At 60.6% G+C, this 20,838-nt stretch carries 22 protein-coding genes; 15 read left to right on the forward strand and 7 right to left on the reverse strand.

Annotated elements, in window-relative coordinates; all coding sequences use genetic code 11:
- Positions 1–1,332 (reverse strand): GAF domain-containing sensor histidine kinase, encoded by a 1,332-nt coding sequence (locus BN1143_RS12675; protein ID WP_042050881.1) that lies wholly within the window; start codon positions 1,330–1,332, stop codon positions 1–3.
- Between the two features lie 171 nt (positions 1,333–1,503).
- Between BN1143_RS12675 and BN1143_RS12680 the strand changes: the two genes are divergently transcribed.
- The gene (locus BN1143_RS12680) at positions 1,504–2,796 is read left to right on the forward strand and encodes an MFS transporter (protein ID WP_042050883.1); all 1,293 of its coding nucleotides are present in this window, start codon (positions 1,504–1,506) and stop codon (positions 2,794–2,796) included.
- Positions 2,797–2,859: 63 nt separating this feature from the next.
- Here BN1143_RS12680 and ahpF read toward each other — a convergent pair whose 3' ends face one another.
- The 3 genes from ahpF to BN1143_RS12695 all read right to left on the reverse strand — a co-directional run bounded on the left by ahpF (position 2,860) and on the right by BN1143_RS12695 (position 6,246).
- Positions 2,860–4,446, reverse strand: a complete 1,587-nt coding sequence (ahpF, locus tag BN1143_RS12685; RefSeq protein WP_042050884.1) for an alkyl hydroperoxide reductase subunit F — start codon at positions 4,444–4,446, stop codon at positions 2,860–2,862.
- Between the two features lie 125 nt (positions 4,447–4,571).
- Positions 4,572–5,138, reverse strand: coding sequence for an alkyl hydroperoxide reductase subunit C (gene ahpC / locus BN1143_RS12690; RefSeq protein WP_005299724.1), 567 nt, complete (start codon positions 5,136–5,138; stop codon positions 4,572–4,574).
- Positions 5,139–5,799: 661 nt separating this feature from the next.
- Entirely contained in the window at positions 5,800–6,246 is a 447-nt protein-coding gene (locus BN1143_RS12695; RefSeq protein ID WP_017765922.1) for a CBS domain-containing protein, read from the reverse strand.
- Between the two features lie 211 nt (positions 6,247–6,457).
- On the opposite strand from BN1143_RS12695, the gene queA reads away from it, so the two are divergent.
- From queA to nlpI, 7 genes are all read left to right on the forward strand, one after another.
- Positions 6,458–7,525 carry a tRNA preQ1(34) S-adenosylmethionine ribosyltransferase-isomerase QueA gene (gene queA / locus BN1143_RS12700; RefSeq protein WP_042050885.1) on the forward strand — a complete coding sequence of 356 codons (1,068 nt, stop codon included), beginning with the start codon at positions 6,458–6,460 and terminating at the stop codon, positions 7,523–7,525.
- A 121-nt stretch (positions 7,526–7,646) separates the two neighbouring features.
- Positions 7,647–8,783, forward strand: a complete 1,137-nt coding sequence (gene tgt / locus BN1143_RS12705; protein ID WP_010634306.1) for a tRNA guanosine(34) transglycosylase Tgt — start codon at positions 7,647–7,649, stop codon at positions 8,781–8,783.
- Positions 8,784–8,833: 50 nt separating this feature from the next.
- Positions 8,834–9,169 carry a preprotein translocase subunit YajC gene (yajC, locus tag BN1143_RS12710; protein WP_005299732.1) on the forward strand — a complete coding sequence of 112 codons (336 nt, stop codon included), beginning with the start codon at positions 8,834–8,836 and terminating at the stop codon, positions 9,167–9,169.
- An 18-nt stretch (positions 9,170–9,187) separates the two neighbouring features.
- Positions 9,188–11,041 (forward strand): protein translocase subunit SecD, encoded by a 1,854-nt coding sequence (gene secD, locus BN1143_RS12715; protein ID WP_005299734.1) that lies wholly within the window; start codon positions 9,188–9,190, stop codon positions 11,039–11,041.
- Between the two features lie 9 nt (positions 11,042–11,050).
- Positions 11,051–11,998, forward strand: a complete 948-nt coding sequence (gene secF, locus BN1143_RS12720; protein WP_005299746.1) for a protein translocase subunit SecF — start codon at positions 11,051–11,053, stop codon at positions 11,996–11,998.
- A gap of 99 nt (positions 11,999–12,097) precedes the next feature.
- Positions 12,098–12,466: a rhodanese-like domain-containing protein gene (locus BN1143_RS12725; RefSeq protein WP_017765920.1), complete on the forward strand. Its 369-nt coding sequence runs from the start codon at positions 12,098–12,100 to the stop codon at positions 12,464–12,466.
- A 90-nt stretch (positions 12,467–12,556) separates the two neighbouring features.
- On the forward strand, positions 12,557–13,504 hold the full coding sequence (gene nlpI / locus BN1143_RS12730) for a lipoprotein NlpI (protein ID WP_005299750.1): 948 nt from the start codon (positions 12,557–12,559) through the stop codon (positions 13,502–13,504).
- A gap of 143 nt (positions 13,505–13,647) precedes the next feature.
- Here the strand turns inward: nlpI and BN1143_RS12735 are convergent, their stop codons facing one another.
- Positions 13,648–14,520: a U32 family peptidase gene (locus BN1143_RS12735; RefSeq protein ID WP_042050886.1), complete on the reverse strand. Its 873-nt coding sequence runs from the start codon at positions 14,518–14,520 to the stop codon at positions 13,648–13,650.
- Positions 14,521–14,532: 12 nt separating this feature from the next.
- On the reverse strand, positions 14,533–15,528 hold the full coding sequence (gene ubiU / locus BN1143_RS12740; protein WP_005299752.1) for a ubiquinone anaerobic biosynthesis protein UbiU: 996 nt from the start codon (positions 15,526–15,528) through the stop codon (positions 14,533–14,535).
- Between the two features lie 190 nt (positions 15,529–15,718).
- Here ubiU and ubiT point away from each other — a divergent pair, with 190 nt between their 5' ends.
- On the forward strand, positions 15,719–16,258 hold the full coding sequence (gene ubiT / locus BN1143_RS12745; RefSeq protein WP_025201837.1) for a ubiquinone anaerobic biosynthesis accessory factor UbiT: 540 nt from the start codon (positions 15,719–15,721) through the stop codon (positions 16,256–16,258).
- Here the strand turns inward: ubiT and BN1143_RS12750 are convergent.
- Positions 16,205–16,621, reverse strand: a complete 417-nt coding sequence (locus tag BN1143_RS12750; RefSeq protein WP_010634300.1) for a hypothetical protein — start codon at positions 16,619–16,621, stop codon at positions 16,205–16,207. The genes ubiT and BN1143_RS12750 overlap by 54 nt on opposite strands.
- 180 nt (positions 16,622–16,801) lie before the next feature.
- Between BN1143_RS12750 and trmJ the strand changes: the two genes are divergently transcribed.
- The 6 genes from trmJ to hscB all read left to right on the forward strand — a co-directional run bounded on the left by trmJ (position 16,802) and on the right by hscB (position 20,816).
- Complete coding sequence (gene trmJ / locus BN1143_RS12755; protein WP_010634299.1) at positions 16,802–17,530, forward strand: tRNA (cytosine(32)/uridine(32)-2'-O)-methyltransferase TrmJ; 729 nt, start codon at positions 16,802–16,804, stop codon at positions 17,528–17,530.
- A gap of 93 nt (positions 17,531–17,623) precedes the next feature.
- Positions 17,624–18,127 (forward strand): Fe-S cluster assembly transcriptional regulator IscR, encoded by a 504-nt coding sequence (iscR, locus tag BN1143_RS12760; protein WP_042050887.1) that lies wholly within the window; start codon positions 17,624–17,626, stop codon positions 18,125–18,127.
- A 57-nt stretch (positions 18,128–18,184) separates the two neighbouring features.
- Entirely contained in the window at positions 18,185–19,399 is a 1,215-nt protein-coding gene (locus BN1143_RS12765) for an IscS subfamily cysteine desulfurase (RefSeq protein ID WP_017781684.1), read from the forward strand.
- A gap of 54 nt (positions 19,400–19,453) precedes the next feature.
- Positions 19,454–19,837, forward strand: a complete 384-nt coding sequence (gene iscU / locus BN1143_RS12770) for a Fe-S cluster assembly scaffold IscU (RefSeq protein WP_005299770.1) — start codon at positions 19,454–19,456, stop codon at positions 19,835–19,837.
- Positions 19,838–19,852: 15 nt separating this feature from the next.
- The gene (gene iscA, locus BN1143_RS12775; RefSeq protein ID WP_005299772.1) at positions 19,853–20,176 is read left to right on the forward strand and encodes an iron-sulfur cluster assembly protein IscA; all 324 of its coding nucleotides are present in this window, start codon (positions 19,853–19,855) and stop codon (positions 20,174–20,176) included.
- Between the two features lie 121 nt (positions 20,177–20,297).
- Positions 20,298–20,816 carry a co-chaperone HscB gene (gene hscB, locus BN1143_RS12780; protein WP_042050888.1) on the forward strand — a complete coding sequence of 173 codons (519 nt, stop codon included), beginning with the start codon at positions 20,298–20,300 and terminating at the stop codon, positions 20,814–20,816.
- Positions 20,817–20,838: the final 22 nt, after the last annotated feature.

Consider the following 20,838-nt stretch of genomic DNA (forward strand, 5'->3'; position numbering starts at 1 on the left):
TCAGACGCGGCCAGGGGCGATGCGGGGAAAGGAGAGGGTAAAGCAGCTGCCTTTGCCCGGCGCCGAGCGAGCCGTCAGGCCGCCACCCAGCACCGAGGTGGCGATGCGGCGGCAGATGGAGAGCCCCAGTCCGGAGCCCCCCTTGCCCAGTGTGGTGGTAAAGAAGGGATCGAAGATGTGGGCCAGTACGTTGGGCGCCATGCCGCGACCGTTGTCCAGTACCTCCAGGTGGATGGACTGTTGGTCCTGATGAGCCCGGATCTCGATGCGTCCATCCTGGCGATCCCCGATGCCATGGAGGAGGGTGTTGTGGATCAGGTTGAGCAGCACCTGGCTGAGGGGGCCCGGGTAGCTGTCGCAGAGCAGCTCCTCGTCGATGAGATTGTGCAGCACGACCTGCTCAAACCCGGGGCCGGCCTTGAGGTTGGCCAGGTTGTCGTCGATGAGGCGCCTGAGATCGAAGCTGCGCCGGCTCTCCGAGGTCTGCTCGATGGCCACCTGCTTGAAGCTGCTGATCAGCTTGGCCGACTGGGTGATGGCCTGCAGGGCCAGCTCGCTCATCTCCTGGCTGGCGTGCACAAACTCCTCCAGCGTGGTGCGACGGATAGTCTGAGCCCCCAGCTGGGCGGCCAGCTGCCGGGTTTGCTCCTGCAGGGCCGTGGTGGCGATCAGGGCGTTGCCGATGGGGGTGTTCAGCTCATGGGAGATGCCGGCCACCATGGCCCCCAGCGCCGCCAGGGTTTCGGTGTGGATGAGCTCCTCCTGGGTTTTTTTCAGACTGTCGAGGGTGTGGGTCAACTGCGACTTGTGCTGCTCCAGCTCTTCTTGCGTCTCCTGCAGACGAATATTGTCGTAGAGGGTGTGCATACCCTGCTGCACCGAATCACGAAACTGCAGGAGCAATTGCCGGTAGAGGCCGCCGTAGTCGTTCTCCTCCCGGCTCAGCACGCAGATGGTGCCGAAGAGTCTGCCATCGGGCCAGCAGAGCGGCAGACCGCAATAGGAAATCATGCCGACTTTGATGTCCGGATTGTGCTGCCATTCGGGATCCTTGAGGGCATTGGGCACCAGAAGCTCCTGGCGGGTATCCATGACCCGTTCGCAATAAAGGCCGGAGTCGAGGTGCTCACGGGCCCCGGCCGGATAGCAGTTGTCCGGCGTCTGGCTGGTGATGAACACTTCTATCTCGCGAGGGTGTACCCGCATGATGAGCCCGGCCGGCACGTGAAACAGCTCAGCCATCAGGTTGACGGTCTTCTGCCAGGAGAGACGCAGGGAGTCCGGGATCTCGAACTCGGGGGCGATCGGGTACTTGGATAGGCTCGCAGACATGAAGGCGTTCCTGTTTGCTGGGGCTGGGGTGAATGGACTGTATTCCCATTCTAGTTGTCCGGCGCGGGCCCTGCGTGTCATGCGTTGACTGACCCCGCGGGGTTGAAGCGAGCGGGAAGCAAACGGTACCATGACTGTTTTGCTCACAATTGCGCCAACCAGGGAGACCCCATGACACTCGCAAGGTTCTTCTCACCCCTGACCAGTCTGGTGATCTTCATTCTGGGTCACGGCATGTTCAACACCCTGCTGACGGTGCGCCTCTCTGCCGAGCAGGTATCGGCCCAGGCCATTGGCCTGGTCTCGGCCGCCTACTTCGGCGGTCTGGTGCTGGGGGCCTTCGTCAATGCCCGCCTCATCATCCGGGTGGGCCATATCCGGGCCTATGCGGCCTACGCCTCCCTGCTCTGCTTTCTGTTTCTGCTGCACGGCATGGTGGTAGAGCCGCTCAGCTGGGCGGCGCTGCGGCTGGTGGGGGGCTTTGCCACCGGCGGCCTGTTCGTGGTGCTGGAGTCCTGGATGCTGGTCTCCAGCACCCCGGCGAACCGGGGCCGGCTGATGTCTCTCTACATGATCCTGCTCTACGGCTCCCTGGCGCTGGGACAGCTGCTGCTCAAGTGGGTGGATCCCATGGTGCTGACCCCGTTCGCCCTGTGCGCCATGGCGGCGACCCTGTCGGTGATCCCGCTGGCTATCTCCCGGGTGGCGACCCCGGCCATGGTGGCGCCCCAGCCGGTCGGCGTCTTGGAACTGGTGCGGCTCACTCCGGCGGGGATGGGCAGCAGTTTTACCTCCGGTCTGGTGCTGGGGGCCATCTATGGCCTGTTGCCGCTCTATTTCACCGACAGCGGCTCGTCCCTCTCCCAGGTGGCGGAGATGATGGCGCTGGTGATCCTGGGGGGGATGTGCCTGCAGTACCCCATCGGTCGCCTCTCCGATCGCTACGACAGGCGAGGGGTGATCCTGCTGCTCGGCGCCGTTTTGGCGCTGCTGGCCCTGTTGATGGTGCTGCTGCCGGATGCCTGGCGCGGCCCCGCCGAGGGGGGGCTGGTGTTCCTGCTGGGAGGGATGGCGTTCTCCATCTATCCCCTGAGCCTCAGTCACGCCTGTGACGAGCTGCGTCCGGATCAGGTGCTGGGGGCCAATCAGGGGCTGCTGCTCGCTTACAGCCTGGGGGCCATGACCGGGCCGCTGCTGGCACCGTTTGTCATGGCGCAGTTCGGGCCAGAGGGGCTGTTCGTCTACTTTGCCCTCTGCGGTCTGCTGCTGGCGGGTTATCTCGGCTGGCGCAGGCGGCAGCGGGCACCCATCCCCTTGGCCGAGCACCAGGTCTTCATGCCGGTGCCGCCCAATACCCCCATGACGGCGGAGCTGGAACCGAGAACGGATCTGGACGGGGAGGCGGTGCCCGCCAGCTACGCCACGCCCGGGCCGGATGAGGGCCAACCGTCGAAAGCCGGCTGAGCCTTTTCGCACCAATAAAAAAAGCCGACTCTGTGAGTCGGCTTTTTGTCCATCTGGTCGCTATCAGGCGGTCACGGCGTCGGCCTTGGTCGCAGCGGCTTCTGGCGCCGGGTTGCGAATGAGGTAATCAAACGCCCCCAGCGCGGCGGTCGCCCCTGCGCCCATGGAGATGATGATCTGCTTGAACGGCACTGTGGTGGCATCCCCAGCGGCATAGACGCCGGGCAGGGAGGTGGCGCCCTTGGTGTCGATCTCTATTTCGCCAAAGCGGGTCAGGGCCACTTCGCTCCCTTTCAGGAACTCGGTGTTCGGCACCAGACCGATCTGGACGAAGATACCGGCTACGGCCAGGTGCTTGATCTCGCCGGTGGTGCGATCTTCGTAATCCATGCCCACCACCTTGCTGCCATCACCGATCACTTCGGTGGTGCGGGCACTCATGATGATGTCGATGTTGCCCATGGAGCGGGCCTTCTTCTGCAGCACCTCGTCGGCACGCAGGGTGTCGGCGAACTCCACCACGGTGACGTGTTCGACGATGCCAGCCAAGTCGATGGCCGCCTCGATGCCGGAGTTGCCGCCACCGATCACCGCCACTCGCTTGCCCTTGAAGAAGGGGCCGTCACAGTGCGGGCAGTAAGCCACGCCCTTGGTGCGGTACTCGAGCTCGCCCGGCACGTTCAGATCGCGCCAGCGGGCACCGGTCGCCAGGATCACGGCGCGGCTCTTCAAGGTGGCGCCGGAGGCGAGATCCACGTTGACGTAGCCATCACGGCTGATGGCGGCGGCGCGCTGCTCGGTGATCACTTCCACGCCGTACTGCTTGACGTGCTGCTCCAGGCTCGCGGCCAGCTTGGGGCCTTCGGTGTAGGGCACTGAGATGAAGTTCTCGATGCCGACGGTGTCCATCACCTGGCCACCGAAACGCTCGGCGACGATGGCGGTGCGAATGCCTTTGCGAGCGGCATAGATGGCCGCTGCGGCACCGGCCGGGCCACCACCGACAACCAGCACGTCGTAGGGAGCTTTTTCACTCAGTTCAGCGGCCTTGCGCTCGGCGGCGCCGGTGTCGAGCTTGGCGACGATCTCTTCCAGCGAAATGCGGCCCTGGCTGAACGGCTGACCGTTCAGGTAGACGTTCGGTACTGCCATGATCTGACGTTCGTTGACCTCGTCCTGGAACAGGGCGCCGTCGATCATGGTGTGGGTGATGCCGGGGTTCAGGGTTGCCATCAGGTTGAGCGCCTGCACCACGTCCGGGCAGTTGTGGCAAGAGAGCGAAATATAGGTCTCGAAGTGGAACTCGCCCTTCAGATTCTTGATCTGCTCCTGCACGGCCGCATCGGCCTTGGAGGGGTGACCGCCGCTTTGCAGCAGGGCAAGCACCAGAGAGGTGAATTCATGACCCATGGGGATGCCGGCAAAATGAACGCGCGGGGCTTGGCCCTTCGGCGCGACGCTCATGGAAGGCTTGCGGGCATTGGTGCCAGAGGTCTGGGTAATTTTGGGGGACATCTCGGCGATCTCGCTGGCCAATGCCAGCAGTTCGGCGGATTTGTCGCTGTCGTTGCCGGACACGCTGATCTCGATGGGATTGACGATGTACTGCAAGTAACCGTTGAGTTGTTGTTTGAGGTTGGTATCTAACATGGTCGAATTCCTTCTTGTTGAATGCGGGTCGGCGTTTTGTCAGGCCAGAAAGCAGACCGGCGCCTTTTCTGAGGTCCGTAAACAAAACCGGCCCTTGAACGGGCCGGTCTTCAGAGCGGGGAGGCTTAGATTTTGCCTACCAGATCCAGGGACGGGGCCAGGGTGGCGTCGCCTTCTTTCCACTTGGCCGGGCACACTTCACCCGGGTGAGCGGCAACGTACTGGGCAGCCTTGACCTTGCGCAGCAGCTCCAGGGCGTCACGGCCGATGCCGCCAGCGTTGATTTCAACGATCTGGATGATGCCCTGCGGGTCGATGACGAAAGTACCGCGGTCAGCCAGACCGGCTTCTTCGATCATCACGCCGAAGTTGCGGGTGATGGTGCCGGTGGGGTCGCCGATCATCGGGTACTGGATCTTCTGGATGGTGTCAGAAGTGTCGTGCCAGGCCTTGTGGGTGAAGTGGGTGTCGGTGGAGACGGCGTAGATCTCGACGCCCAGCTTCTGGAATTCGGCGTAGTTGTCAGCCAGGTCGCCCAGCTCGGTCGGGCAGACGAAGGTGAAATCAGCCGGGTAGAAGAACACCACGGACCACTTGCCTTTCAGGTCAGCGTCAGACACCTGAACGAATTTGCCATTGTGGTAGGCGGTGGCGTTGAACGGCTTGATTTCAGTGTTGATGTAGGTAGACATGTATTTGCTCCTTGGTGATGTATATGTGCTCGTCCGGTAGTGAAGAGTCGTGCCAGACGAGGCGTTTAACTTTCGATGGAGTCATCATAGGGGCTTTTCCTAATCGGTCAAAGCCGCAATTTTGAATCACTTAAATCGACTTATTAGATAAACCACCTCTGCTGTACCTAACATGAATATCGCCAGCATGCAGAGATAACTCCTTGTCGAGATTCAACATCTGTGCGCGACCTCGGCTTTTCAAGGGGAGAGGGGAGAGGGCCGTCAAGTCGTGGCGCAGAGGGGCGTCGGGGGTGAGCGAACGGGCAGCGCGAGCGTGCCAGGTGAAGGGGAGGGGTACAACGCGGATAAAAAAATCCCGGCGTCGTCGCAAGGACAAGGCCGGGTCATCAAACAAGGAATGGCTATATAAACAAAAGCTTTACAGCAAAGACTAACTACGGGGTGTGCAAACTTGCAGACAAATGAGAGGAAGAGGATGGGTGCACAATCCCTCGTCTCCCCCTCGGCAACTATTGCATGGCGGTCATAATAGTGTGATGCGGATCACAAAGCAAGTTAGTGGTGTAATTTTTCAATCAAAATGAAAGTGTTTCACCATTTATGCCGATAATTCAGGCTGAAAACGCTTTTATTGTAATTTAATTACAGGTCGCGCAGATCAAAAGTCATCAGATGGCTCCTGCTCTTCCATCAGTTCCAGCAGATTGATGGCCACGGCAATGAAGTCCGACTCTGTGACTATGCCTACCAGCTTGTGCCCTTTGAGTACCGGCAGGCAGCCATATTTGTGGCGCTGCAGATAGAGGGCCGCCTCCTTGATGCCGGCATGGGGATCCACGCTCGCCACCTGGCGGGTCATGATCTCGTCGAGCTGGACGCTGTCGGTGAACTCCGCCTCCCGCTCCGGATTGATCAGCAGCAGCTTGGATTCGCGGGTGGCCAGGATATCGGAGAGGGTGACCAGGCCCAGCAGATGATGGTGGTCGTCAACGATGGGGATGTGGCGGATCCGCTCCTGCTGCATCAGGTCCATCGCCTGTTTGACGCTGTTTTCCGGACCCAGGGTGAAGGGGTGTTCAGTCATGATCTCGGATAGGGTCATCATGGTGGGCCTCCTTGTGTATCTGCTTTCACCCTAGCCCAGCCCCCTTCGGCAAAACATGATCAGGGTCAATACAAAACCTTAAAGGTTTCTTAACTGGCCCTGCTTCACATAATTGCTCGCTATCCCTTGTCTCTCTTGGGTTTTTGGTCTTTTGGGTTGCCTTGCAAGAGGGGGATAACTAGACTAGCCGCCGATTCCCCCGAGGTGAAAGATGCAAGTATCCGATTTTCATTTTGATCTGCCAGACGAGCTGATTGCCCGCTATCCGATGGCGGAGCGTACCGCCAGTCGTCTGCTGCAGCTCGACGGTCAAACCGGCGCCCTGCGCCACGGTCAATTTGTCGATGTGCTGGACCAGCTCAACCCCGGTGATCTGCTGGTGTTCAACAATACCCGGGTCATCCCTGCGCGCATGTTTGGCCAGAAGGCCAGCGGCGGCAAGCTGGAGGTGCTGGTGGAACGCATCCTGGACGAGCACAGCGTGCTGGCGCACGTGCGCTCATCCAAGTCCCCCAAGCCAGGCACCCGCCTGATCCTGGATGCCGGTGCCGACGGCGTGCCCGTCGAGGCCGAGATGCGCGCCCGTCACGACGCCCTGTTCGAGATCCACTTCCTGGACCCGCGCCCGGTGCTGGAGATCCTGGAAGCCATCGGCCACATGCCGCTGCCTCCCTATATCGATCGTCCCGACGAGGATGCCGACAAGGAGCGCTACCAGACCGTCTACAACCAGAAGCCGGGCGCCGTGGCGGCGCCGACCGCCGGCCTGCACTTCGACGAGCCGCTGCTGGAGAAAATTCGTGCCAAGGGCGTGGAAACGGCCTTCGTCACCCTGCACGTGGGGGCGGGCACCTTCCAGCCGGTACGGGTGGACAAGATTGAAGATCACCACATGCACTCGGAATACGCCGAAGTGCCGCAGGAGGTGGTGGACGCCATCGCGGCGACCCGTGCCCGCGGCGGCCGGGTGATTGCGGTGGGGACCACCTCGGTACGTTCGCTTGAGAGCGCGGCCAAGGTGACCCTGGCCCAGGGCAAGCCGCTGGAGCCGTTTTTCAGCGACACCGACATTTTCATCTTCCCGGGTTACCAGTTCCAGGTGGTCGATGCCATGGTCACCAACTTCCATCTGCCCGAGTCGACCCTGATCATGCTGGTCAGCGCCTTTGCCGGTTATGACAACGTGATGGCCGCCTATCAGGCCGCCGTGGCCGAGCAGTATCGTTTCTTCAGCTACGGGGATGCCATGTTCGTCACCCGTCGCCGGGCAGCAGCTTAAGCGGCTGCCCTTCAGAAGCCGTTCAGGACCTGATCGTCAGGATCCCGGCCGGCTTCTTGTACCGGGCCGGTGCGGCCCTACTATTTGTCAGACTGTTTCTCTGACTGAAACCGAGGTAGCAATGAAATTTGAACTGAAAACCACCGACGGCCGTGCCCGTCGCGGTCAGCTGGTATTCGAGCGCGGCACCGTGCAGACCCCGGCCTTCATGCCGGTCGGCACCTACGGCACCGTCAAGGGGATGACCCCGGAAGAGGTACGTGAAACTGGTGCCCAGATCCTGCTTGGCAACACCTTCCACCTCTGGCTGCGCCCGGGGCAGGAAGTGATGCGCGCCCACGGCGATCTGCATGACTTCATGAACTGGCAGGGCCCGATCCTGACCGACTCCGGCGGTTTCCAGGTGTTCAGCCTGGGGCATATCCGCAAGATCACCGAGGCGGGGGTGCACTTCCGTCACCCCATCAACGGCGAGAAGATCTTCCTCGACCCCGAGAAATCCATGGAGATCCAGTACGATCTGGGCTCCGACATCGTGATGATCTTCGACGAGTGCACGCCGTACCCGGCCACTTACGAAGAGGCGCGCAAGTCCATGGAGATGTCCCTGCGCTGGGGCAAGCGCTCGCGCGACAAGTTCGATGCGCTGGGCAACAAGAACGCCCTGTTCGGCATCATCCAGGGCTCCGTGTACGAAGATCTGCGGGATGTGTCGCTGGACGGTCTCTTGGAGATCGGTTTCGACGGCTACGCGGTCGGCGGTCTGGCGGTGGGTGAGCCCAAAGAGGACATGCATCGCATCCTCGAGCACGTCTGCCCGAAAATTCCGGCCGACAAGCCACGCTACCTGATGGGGGTGGGCAAGCCGGAAGATCTGGTGGAAGGGGTGCGCCGCGGCATCGACATGTTCGACTGCGTGATGCCGACCCGCAACGCCCGCAACGGTCACCTGTTCACCACCGACGGGGTGGTCAAGATCCGCAACGCCAAGTATCGCGAGGACACCAGCACTCTGGATGCGGACTGCGACTGCTACACCTGCAAGAACTACACCCGCAGTTATCTGTACCATCTGGACAAGTGCAACGAGATCCTCGGTGCCCGTCTGAACACCATTCACAACCTGCGTTATTACCAGCGTGTGATGCAGGGTTTGCGGGACGCGATCGAGCAGGGTAAATTAGACGACTTTGTAACTGAGTTTTACCGTCGGCAAGGGAAGCCCGTGCCTCCGTTAGCTGAAAATGACGTGAAATAACAACGATTTATAAGCTAGTTATCAAATTTACATCAATAAGAGGTTGTTAAATGAGCATTATCTCCAAGGCATATGCAGAAGGCGCGGCTCCGGCGGCACAGGGTGGTGGCATGGAAATGATCATCATGCTGGCCGTGTTCGGTCTCATCTTCTACTTCATGATCTATCGTCCCCAGGCCAAGCGTGCCAAGGATCACCGCAATCTGATGAGTTCCCTCTCCAAGGGTGACGAAGTGCTCACTTCCGGCGGCCTGGTCGGCAAGATCGCCAAGGTTTCCGCCGACAGCGAATACATTGTGCTGTCCCTGAACGATCAGACCCAGGTCACCATCAAGCGTGATTTCGTCTCTGCCGTTCTGCCCAAGGGTTCTATCCAGTCCCTCTAATCTCCCGAGGAGCACAGCGTGTTAAATCGCTATCCGCTGTGGAAATACCTGATGGTGATCGTGGTGATCGCCATCGGTTTTCTATATGCAGCCCCCAATCTTTACGGCGAAGACCCGGCCTTGCAGATCTCTGCCAGCCGGGGTGCCGAAGTCAAGCTTGATACCCTTGACCTGGTGAAAGCGACCCTCGATGAGGCGAAGATCCCGGTCAAGCATGCGGCGTTCGAACACGGCTTCATTCTGATTCGTTTCAAGAACACCGAAGAGCAGCTCAAGGCGCGCGATCTGGTCGCCAACAAGCTGGGTGACAACTTCATCACCGCGCTCAACCTGGCGCCTTCCACCCCTGCCTGGCTCGAAGCCATCGGTGCCAACCCGCTCAAGCTGGGTCTGGACCTGCGTGGCGGTGTGCACTTCCTGATGGAAGTGGACATGGCCGAAGCGCTGGCCAAGCAGCAGGAGCAGATGGTGCAGGATTTCCGCTCCGAGCTGCGTACCCAGAAGATCCGTTACTCCGGCGTGCGCCGGGTCGGTGATCAGGTGCAGGTGGTCTTCCGCGACGAAGCCGACCAGAGCAAGGCGGTCTCCTTCCTGCGTCGTCAGAACCCGGATCTCACCTTCACCACCGAGCAGAAGGGGGACGAGTTCGTCCTGCTGGCCTCCTTGAGTGAAGCCAAGGTCAAGGAGGTGAAGAAGTACGCCCTCGAGCAGAACATCACCATCATCCGCAACCGGGTGAACGAACTGGGTGTCGCCGAGCCGCTGGTACAACAGCAGGGTGCCGAGCGCATCGTGGTGGAACTGCCTGGTATCCAGGACACCGCCCGTGCCAAGGAGATCCTGGGCGCGACCGCGACCCTGGAATTCCACATGGTCGATGAGACCGCCGACATCCAGGCTGCGGCCGACGGTCGCGTACCGCCGAGCTCCAAGGTCTACAACGATCGCAACGGTCGTCCGGTGGTGCTGCAAAAGCGCATCATCCTGACCGGTGACCACATCGTGGGTGCCCAGTCCGGTTTCGACGAATACAGCCGTCCCCAGGTCAACATCAAGCTCGATGGCCAGGGTGGCAACAAGATGGCCAACTTTACCAAGGACAACGTCGGTAAGGGCATGGCCACCGTATTCATCGAATACAAGCCGGTCGGTCAGCCGGGTCCGGACGGCAAGCGCAAGTTCCGCAAGCAGGAGGAGGTGATCAACGTCGCCACCATCCAGTCGCGCCTTGGTAGCCAGTTCCGCATCACCGGCATCGACAACGCCAACGAAGCCCACAACCTGGCGCTGCTGCTGCGTGCCGGTGCGCTGATCGCCCCGATCCAGATCGTGGAAGAGCGCACCATTGGCCCGAGCCTGGGTCAGCAGAACATCGACAGCGGTATGGAAGCCATCGGCTGGGCCATGCTGGTGATCGTGCTGTTCATGGGGATCTACTACCGTGCCTTCGGTTGGGTGGCCAACATTGCTCTCTCCATGAACCTGGTGCTGATCGTCGGTATCATGTCGATGATCCCGGGGGCCACCATGACCCTGCCGGGGATCGCCGGTATCGTGCTGACGCTGGGCATGGCGGTGGACGCCAACGTGCTGATCTACGAGCGCATTCGTGAAGAGATCCGCAACGGCCGCGGCGTGCAACAGGCGATCCACCTGGGCTTTGATCGGGCATTCTCGACCATCGCCGACTCCAACATCACCTCGCTTATCACCTGTGTGATCCTGTTCGGTATCGGTACCGGCGCCATCAAGGGCTTCGCCCTGACGCTGGGGATTGGTCTGAGTGCGTCCATGTTTACCGCCATCACGGTATCCCGCGCCATCATCAACCTGGCCTGGGGTGGTCGGCGCCTCGACAAGCTGCCGATCTAAGGAAGAGACATGTTTCAGATTCTACATTTTGAAAAGCCCATCCCCTTCATGCGCTTTGCCAAGCCGGGTGTGGTCTTCTCTACCCTGCTGATGGTGATCTCCCTGTTCTTCCTGTTCGATCGGGGTCTGAACTGGGGTCTGGACTTTACCGGTGGCACCACCATCGAGGTGGGCTTCCAGCAGTCGGTGAGCCTGGAGAAGATGCACGAGGTGCTGGACGAGCAGAAGATTGAAGGGGCGACCCTGCAACACTTCGGCTCCAGCCGTGACGTGCTGGTGCGCCTGACCCCGAAAGAGGGGGTCAAGGTGGAGCAGCAGGGCAACGAGGTGCTGGCGGCCGCCAAGGTGATCGATCAGGGCGCCGTGCTCAAGCGCGTGGAGTTCGTCGGCCCCTCCGTGGGTGACGAGCTGGCGACGGACGGTGCGCTAGCCATGCTGGCCTCCATCATCTGCATCATGATCTACGTGGCGGTACGCTTCGAATGGCGTCTGGCCATGGGCGGCATCCTCTCCCTGGTGCACGACGTGGTGATCACCCTGGGCGTCTTCGCCTACTTCCAGTACGAGTTCGACCTGACCGTGCTGGCGGCCTTGATGACGCTCGTGGGTTACTCCTTGAACGACACCATCGTAGTGTTCGACCGCTTGCGGGAGAACTTTCGCAAGGTGCGCAAGGGGGATACCGAGTACATCCTGGATCTCTCCATGACCGAGACCCTGAGCCGGACCATCATCACCTCCGGCCTGACCTTCGTGGTAGTGCTGGCGCTGCTGCTCAAGGGCGGTCCGCTGATCCACGGTTTCTCGGTGGCCATGGTGATCGGTGTGGCGTTTGGTACCTACTCCTCCATCTATGTGGCGAGCTCGTTCGCGATGTTCTTCGGGGTCAAGCGGGAGCACATGCTGCCGACCCAGGTGGAGAAAGAGGGCGCGGATCAGCAAGAGATCCTGCCGTAAATGACAAGGGCGCCACGAGGCGCCCTTTCTCTTATCATCCGGGTGAGCCATTATGACGGTTTCACCCACGGCCATTGGCCAAGAGGCAAGGAGCAAGCCATGCAACACAATCCCCGTTTTCTGGCGCTGGTAGAGGCCATTCGCCCTCATGTGCAGGAGACCGACGTGCACCAGATCAAGCGCTGGCAGGAGGAGGGGCGCACCTTTCACCTGGTCGACGTGCGGGAAGAGAGCGAGTGGGCCAGGGGCCATCTGCCGGGCGCGACCTACCTCGGGCGCGGGGTGATCGAGCGGGATATCGAGACCCGTTATCCGGATCCCGACACCGAGCTCTACCTCTATTGTGGTGGCGGTTTTCGCTCCATTCTGGTGGCGGAGAACCTGCAGAAGATGGGCTACGGCCGGGTGGTCAGCGTGGATGGTGGCTTTCGGGGCTGGTGCGATGCCGGATACCCTGTCGAATCCTGATTTATTTGAGGGAGAGAGGCTCAGCCACATGACAAAGTGTCGGCTGACCTTTACCATATGCCGGGTCAAGCGTAAGCGTCGGAGTGTTCATTGAACGTCAGGAAAGGGATTGGATACCTCCTTGGTATCCTGTTGCTGCTCCCCATGTGGGGTTGCAGCAGTAGCAGTCAGGTTCAAACGCCTCAAGTTCCCAAGCCGCAACCCGCTTCACTGGTATTGGCGACCCCCCTGCAGGTCTCTTACCAGAGCGAGTTGGCGTTGGCGCGACTCGGGCAGATGCTCAGTGAGATGGAATTGACCACCGAGCAACGGGCCGAACTGTTTTATGAGCGTGCTGTCGTGTTTGACCGGGTAGGCTTGCGCTCTCTGGCGCGGCTGGATTTCAACCGCGCCCTGCGGGAGAAGCCGGATTTCGCCGAAGCCTACAACTTCATCGGCGTCTATCTGGTGCAGCAGCAGAATTATGACGAAGCCTACGAGGCATTTGATTCCGCCCTCGAGCTGGCTCCCGATTATGACTATGCCTATCTGAACCGCGGTATTGCGCTCTATTACGGCAATCGCCCCGAGCTGGCCGCGGCAGATATGAAGCGCTTCTACGAGGCGCAGCCGGAAGATCCCTACCGGGTGATCTGGCTCTATCTGGCCGAGCAGAAGCTCAATGCGCCGGCCGCCATGAGCCGGATGCGCGAGCGGCTCAACAAGTATGACGACGACGCCTGGAACTGGGATCTGGTGCGCCTCTATACCGGTGAACTCAACGCCACCCAGTTGATGGGCAATGTGGTGAAAGGGGTGAAGGACAACCGGGAGCTCGCCGAGCGCCTGTGCGAAACCTACTTCTACCTCGGCAAGTTCGAGCTGGCCAGGGGCAACCGCAAGGAGGCCATCAGCTACTTCAAGCTGGCGCTGGCCAACAACGTGTATGACTTCATCGAGCACAGATATGCCCTGCTCGAGCTGGAGCTGATGGCGCGCAAACCCCTGCCGCCCGGCGCCCAGAGTGCCCAGGGCAAGAGCAGCAAGCAGGCATCCTGAATCTTGCTGGTTGTCGCTGCTTTGAACGATATGGAAAAGGCCTCATAGCGAGGCCTTTTTGCTGTTTGGGTGTCAGGTTTTACGGCGCCATTGCATCGACATAGGCCAGTGACCACCGTGCCTGCCCGCCAGTAAGGCCGGAATTACTGCGCCAGCATCATACCGGGGATCTGGCGCCAGTAGCCGTTGCAGTCCCGCTCCTGCTGCAGGGGCAGGGGGGCCTGACCCCGTTCGTTGGCCTTGAAGCGATCCAGCATCGTCAGGGTATCCAACCCCTCGGGGGAGAGCCGTACCACATCCACCAAACCCTCCATGCCGGCCAGATCGTTGCCCAGGTTGTAGCAGTAACCGGACTGGGTCTGGATGCCGTTGAGGTTGAACACCTTCTGCCCCTCGCGACTGCTGGCGAGCCGGCCGGTGGGGTAGTCGATGCAGGCCAGTTCACAGTTGTCCTTGGGCCGATCGAGGGAGCGGGCGGTGAAGCAGCGCGCCGAATAGGCGAGCGGCAAGTGGCCGTAGGCGAACACCTCCACCTCGAACTGCTGGCGGACGTTGCCGAGATCCTGATTGAGCTGCACCAGCCAGTCGCGCGACAGCTCCACCGGCATCACCCAGCGCTGCATCCCCTGTTTGAGCAGCATGCGCAGCACGTCGGCGTTGTAGGCGTTGATGGCGGGGCCGCAGACGAACGGCAGCCCGACCTCGCTGGCGAGCTGGACCGCGCCCAGATCGTTGGCCTCGATCATCAGCTCGCCGTTGTCGACCAGCCGCTTGACCTCCTTGAGTTCGGAGGGGGCGGAGATGAGCGCCAGGGTGGAGAGCACCGCCTGCTTGCCGGAGCCCGCCACCTGACGGGTGAGGGCAATCCAGTCATCCGCTTTCAGTTCGCGGCGCTTGCTGCAGACGGTTTCCCCCAGATAGACGATGTCGGCCTGGCTTTGGGCGACCGCCTGATAGAAGGCCTGGGTGTCGGTCTTGGGCCAGTAGAAGAGCAGGGGGCCGAGAGAGAATTTCATGAACAGGGCTCCTTATTGCCACTGGCGATGATAGGCGCCGAGGGTGGTCTGGCTCCCCTCGGAGACGCGGGCGAGCTGGGCATCCCACTCGGCCTTGACCCGATAGGCCTCTGGGTTGGCCTGATAGGCGTCGATGGCGGCGCGCCAGACCCGGGTTACCTGCTCCACGTAGGCGGGGCTGCGTTGGCGCCCCTCGATCTTGACCGACTGGATGCCGGTCTGGAACAGCTCGGGCAACAGGCCCAGGGTGTTGAGGCTGGTGGGCTCCTCCAGCGCGTGGTAGGTCTGGCCGTCCACCTCGAAGCGCCCCTTGCACAGGGTCGGGTAACCGGCGTTCTCCCCCGGGCCGTAACGGTCGATCAGCACTTCGTTGAGGCGAGACTCGAGGCCGCTTGGGGTCTCTTCCCAGCGCACGAACTTGGCCGGTGAACAGGCACCGACGGTGTTGGGGCTCTCGCCGGTCATGTAGGAGGAGAGGTAGCAGCGCCCCTCCGCCATGATGCAGAGGCTGCCGAAGGCGAAGACTTCGAGGCCGACGTCGGTCTCGCGGGCCAGCTGTTTCACCTGGTGCATGGAGAGCACGCGCGGCAATACCACCCGACCGACGTTGAAGTGCTGCTGGTAGAAACGGATGGCGGCGGCGTTGGTGGCGCTGGCCTGCACCGAGACGTGCAGCTCCAGATCCGGGTAGCGGCGGCTGGCATAATCGAGCACGGCGAGATCGGCGATGATCAGGGCATCGGCTCCCAGTGCGGCGCCCTTGTCCACCGCCTGCTGCCAGCGGGCATCGGAGCCCGGGTGGGCGAAGGTGTTGATGGCGATGTGCAGCTTGCGGCCATGTTGATGCACGTAGTCGACCGCTTTCTCCAGCTTGCTGTCGGTGAAGTTGAGCCCGGCGAAATGGCGGGCGTTGGTGTCATCCTTGAAGCCGATATAGACGGCATCGGCCCCGTTATCCACGGCTGTTTTCAGTGCCGGCAGACTGCCTGCCGGACAGAGTAATTCCATCGGTACGCTCCGAGAGGGCAAAAATGCAAAAAAGTGGCCCGATTGTATTCACCGGCGTCCTTCCACTTTTTGACCTGAGGCAGCTTTGTGTGGCTTTACCCTTCTTGAGGTAAGTGGGCACAAGTTTGATTTCCAACAGGATCATGGCGCTGACCCTGTGTTTGAATGCGCAAAAAACTGGGAGTTCATCGTGTTCAAACAACTGCAGCATCGCCTGGTCGAACAGGCCCCCCGCTTCTTGCGCCATCCCCTCAAGCTGGTGCCCTTTGCCCTGCAACAGCATCTGATGGAGCGCCTGCTCGCCAGCGTCTTCAAGGAGGCCATCGCCGATGGCGACTTTGCATTTCTGGCCGGCAAGTGGCTCAAGGTCGAGGTATCGGATCTCGAGCTCTGCTGGTTCATCAGCGAGCAGGAGGGCAAGCTGGTGGTGGCTCGTCACTGTGAACAGGCCGATGTATGCTTCAGCGGCAGCAGCAACGATCTCATCCTGATCGCCGGTCGCAAGGAAGACCCCGATTCCCTCTTCTTCCAGCGCAAGCTGAAAATAGAAGGCAATACCGAGCTGGGACTGGAGGTAAAAAACCTGATGGACAGCCTGGATCTGGACGGGTTGCCGAGCCTGGTGCGCTATCCGCTGATGGATCTCGCCACCTTTATCGAGCAGGCCAGGGCCAGCTCAGCGCAAGAGGCGCATTCTGCGCCGGCGGGTGGGGTGGCGTCTCAGCTGTGAGGCGAGCCCCTCGGCATGATGGCGATAGTGGTTGCGGGCCCACAGGCAGCGCAGGGCCCAGAGGCAGGGCAGCAGCGCCAGCAGGGCTCCGGCGCCTTGCTGGCGTGACAACAGCAGACCCAGCACCAGCCAGAGGAAAGGTTGGGCCTCGTAGAGCCACTCCGGCTGCAGCCAGACCTTGTTTGGGAAGATGACCAGGTCGGTGCGCCGATAGCTGGAGCGCATCATCCAGCTGGCGGCCCCGGCGACAAACAGCAGGCCTCCCGCCAGCCAGAGCAGCGGGGAGTGGCTGAGCGCGATGATGCCGATGGCTGCCAGCAGATAGCAGGCCGGCAGCTTCTCATAAAGCCAGCGCGGACACATGTTGTCTCCCCTCTTTCACCTTCCCATCCTCCAAGTTTAGCCCGCCCTTGTGCCTGCCTCATGCCGCTTTGTTCTACAAACCGGCGCGATAGTTGTGAAATGGAGCGCCATTTACGGTGCCAAAATAGCGATTGGCTATGTTACAATTGCGCGCCATTTTTGACTGAAGATTGACTGGGCATGTTGGATCAGATTCGTATCGTGTTGGTAAACACCTCTCACACCGGCAACATGGGGTCTGCGGCACGCGCCATGAAGACCATGGGCTTGAGTCAGATGGTGCTGGTTGATCCACAAGCCCTGCCTGATGGCAATGCCAATGCATTGGCCGCCGGTGCCAGCGACATCCTGGCCAATGCCCGTGTCGTGGCGACGCTGGATGAAGCCATCGCCGACTGCGGCCTGGTGATCGGTACCAGTGCCCGTTCCCGCACCCTGAGCTGGCCCATGCTGGATCCCCGTGAAGCGGGCGAGAAGTTGGTGGCTGAAGGTATGCAGCATCCGGTGGCGCTGGTGTTTGGCCGTGAACGTACCGGCCTCACCAACGACGAGCTGCAAAAGTGCCACTACCACGTGGCCATCCCGGCCAATCCCGAGTACAGCTCCCTCAATCTGGCCATGGCGGTGCAGACCCTCTGCTATGAGGTGCGCATGCACTGGCTGCAGCAGCAAGAGCAAGCAGGCGACAGCGGGATGGCAGTGGAGTATCCCAGTGCCGAGCAACTGGAAGGTTTCTATCAGCATCTGGAGCAGACGCTGCTCAAGACCGGTTTCATCACCGATGACCACCCGGGGCAGGTGATGAACAAGTTGCGTCGCCTGTTCAACCGGGCGCGTCCGGAGGCGGTGGAGCTCAACATTCTGCGCGGCATTCTGACCTCGGTACAAAAACCCAGGCCGCAGGATTAAACCCGACTGAATTACTCAACCATATACTTGACTGATTTAGTCGGGTATGTGACCATATGCCCATATTGATTGGTTCGCAAGACGGTAAGGCATATGAGACTGACCTCAAAAGGACGTTACGCTGTGACTGCCATGCTCGACGTGGCGTTGCATGCAGAGCAGGGGCCCGTGCCCCTGGCTGATATTTCAGAACGCCAGGGCATCTCCTTGTCCTATCTGGAGCAACTGTTTGCCCGCCTGCGCAAGCATGGCCTGGTAAGCAGCGTGCGTGGCCCCGGTGGCGGCTATCGCCTCGGTCTGGCCCCGAATGCTATCTCGGTCGGTCAGGTGATCACCGCGGTGGATGAATCGGTGGATGCCACCAAGTGCCTCGGCAAGGGCGGCTGCCACGGCGGCACCCAGTGTCTTACTCACTCCTTGTGGCGTGACCTGAGCGAGCGGATCTCCAGCTTCCTGGGGGATATCACCTTGGCCGAGCTGGTTGATCAGGCGGATGTGCGCCGCATTGCCGGCAAGCAAGACGAACAGATGAAAACCGTGTTGTCCCTGGTTGAGCGGGCAGAACGCGGCGATGTGAGCTTGAAAGTCCAACTATAAACAAACGTGCTTTCCACAGCCGGTCGATGTATGACCCAGGCTGTAACGGAGAAAAACATGAAACTGCCTATTTACCTTGATTATTCGGCAACCTGTCCGGTGGACCCGCGTGTCGCAGAAAAAATGATGCAGTGTCTCACCATGGATGGCCTGTTCGGCAATCCAGCTTCCCGTTCCCACCGTTTCGGCTGGCAAGCCGAAGAGGCGGTTGACCTGGCCCGTAATCAAGTGGCAGAGCTGATCGGTGCCGACCCGCGCGAGATCGTCTTCACCTCCGGCGCCACCGAGTCCAACAACCTGGCCATCAAGGGCGTCGCCCACTTCTACGCCGGCAAGGGCAAGCACATCGTTACCTCCAAGACCGAGCACAAGGCGGTACTGGATACCTGCCGCCAGCTGGAGCGCGAAGGCTATGAGGTGACCTACCTCGAGCCGATGCCCAACGGCCTGTTCACTCTGGAGCAGATCGAAGGCGCCCTGCGTGACGACACCATCCTGGTCAGCATCATGCACGTCAACAACGAGATCGGCGTGGTGCAGAACATCGCCGCCATCGGCGAGCTGTGCCGCTCCCGCAAGATCCTGCTGCACGTGGATGCAGTACAGAGCGTGGGTAAAATTCCGGTGGACGTGGAAGCGCTCAAGGTTGACCTGCTCTCCATGTCTGCTCACAAGGTATATGGCCCGAAAGGCATTGGTGCCCTCTACGTGCGCCGCAAGCCGCGTGTGCGCCTGGAAGCCCAGATGCACGGTGGTGGCCACGAGCGCGGCATGCGTTCCGGCACCCTGCCGACCCACCAGATCGTCGGCATGGGCGAAGCCTTCCGCATCGCCAAGGAAGAGATGGCGAGCGAGGGTGAGCGCATCATGGCACTGCGTCAGCGTCTGTGGGACGGCATCAAGGATATCGAAGAGGTCTACATCAACGGTGACCTGGAACAGCGTGTACCGGGCAACCTCAACGTCAGCTTCGCCTATGTGGAAGGGGAATCCCTGATCATGGCGCTCAAGGATCTGGCGGTCTCTTCCGGTTCTGCCTGTACCTCGGCCAGCCTGGAGCCCTCCTACGTGCTGCGCGCACTGGGCCTGAATGACGAGCTGGCGCACAGCTCCATCCGTTTCAGCATGGGTCGCTTCACCACCGAAGAAGAGATTGATTACGCAATCAAGCTTATCCGTGACTCCATCGGTCGTCTGCGCGAGATGTCTCCCCTGTGGGAGATGTACAAGGACGGCGTCGATCTGAACACGGTCGAATGGGCTCATCACTGATCCTTGCCAAGAGAGCAAGTGTTTGGTGAACAACGGAATTAGCAGGAGTTAGATATGGCTTACAGTGAAAAAGTAATCGACCACTACGAGAACCCCCGTAACGTAGGTGGCTTCGACAAGAACGATCCCAGCATCGCTACCGGCATGGTCGGTGCGCCGGCCTGTGGTGACGTGATGAAGCTGCAGCTAAAGATCAGCGACGACGGCATCATCGAAGATGCCAAGTTCAAGACCTATGGCTGTGGCTCCGCCATCGCCTCCAGCTCCCTGGTGACCGAGTGGGTCAAGGGCAAGACCCTGGACGAAGCCGCCGGCATCAAGAACACCGACATCGCCGAAGAGCTGGCGCTGCCGCCGGTGAAGATCCACTGCTCCATTCTGGCCGAGGATGCCATCAAGGCCGCCATTGCCGATTACAAGCAGAAGAAAGGTCTCTAAGGTCAGGAGCGCAGTATGGCCATTACCATGACAGATGCCGCAGCGGCACGGGTTTCCTCTTTTCTGGCCAACCGGGGCAAGGGCATCGGCCTGCGCCTCGGCGTCAAGACCACCGGCTGTTCCGGTCTTGCCTACGTGCTCGAATTTGTCGACGAGCTGGCGGATGAAGATCAGGTATTCGAGCAGGACGGCGTCAAGATCATCGTCGATGCCAAGAGCCTGATCCACCTGGATGGTACCCAGCTGGACTTCGTCAAGGAGGGCCTCAACGAGGGCTTCCAGTTCAACAACCCCAACGCCAAGGGCGAGTGTGGTTGCGGCGAAAGCTTCAGTGTCTGAGATGTTTGCTACACCTGATTGCGCATGTGTTGAACCGGCCGGCCACGGCCAGTTCAACCACGCCGTCCCGTTTGCCGAGGGCGAGCAGGACGGCGGTCGCATCAGGGTCTAAGAGGTCTGCATGAATCATTTCGAGCTGTTTGGGCTGGTGGAAGGCTTCGAGCTCGATACCCGTCAGTTGGCGGATACCTACCGTCAGTTGCAAACCCAGTTCCATCCCGATCGTTTTGCCACGGCTCCCGAGCGGGAACAGCTGGCCGCGGTGCAACGTGCCGCCCAGATCAACGATGCCTTCACTACCCTCAAGGCGCCCCTGCGCCGAGCCGAGTACCTGCTCTCCCTGCGTGGTACCGATATCCGCGGCGAGCAGCAGACGCTGCAAGATCCCGCTTTCCTGATGCAGCAACTGGAGTGGCGCGAGCGGCTGGCCGATCTGAAAGGCGAAGCCGACCCTGAGCGGGCCATCAAGGATTTTCGCCAGGAGATCAGGCATGATCACCAGCAGTTGATGCAGCAGCTGACCCTGAACCTCGCCACCGGCGATGATCAGAAGGCCGCTGACTGCGTTCGCAAGCTCAAGTTTGTCGACAAGCTCCTCGAGGAGCTGGAACGATTCGAAGACTCCCTGTTCGAGTCTTGATCCTTTAACGCTGGAAGTTTGA

Source organism: Aeromonas dhakensis (assembly GCF_000820305.1).
In the GTDB taxonomy this organism is placed as follows: Bacteria; Pseudomonadota; Gammaproteobacteria; order Enterobacterales; family Aeromonadaceae; genus Aeromonas; species Aeromonas dhakensis.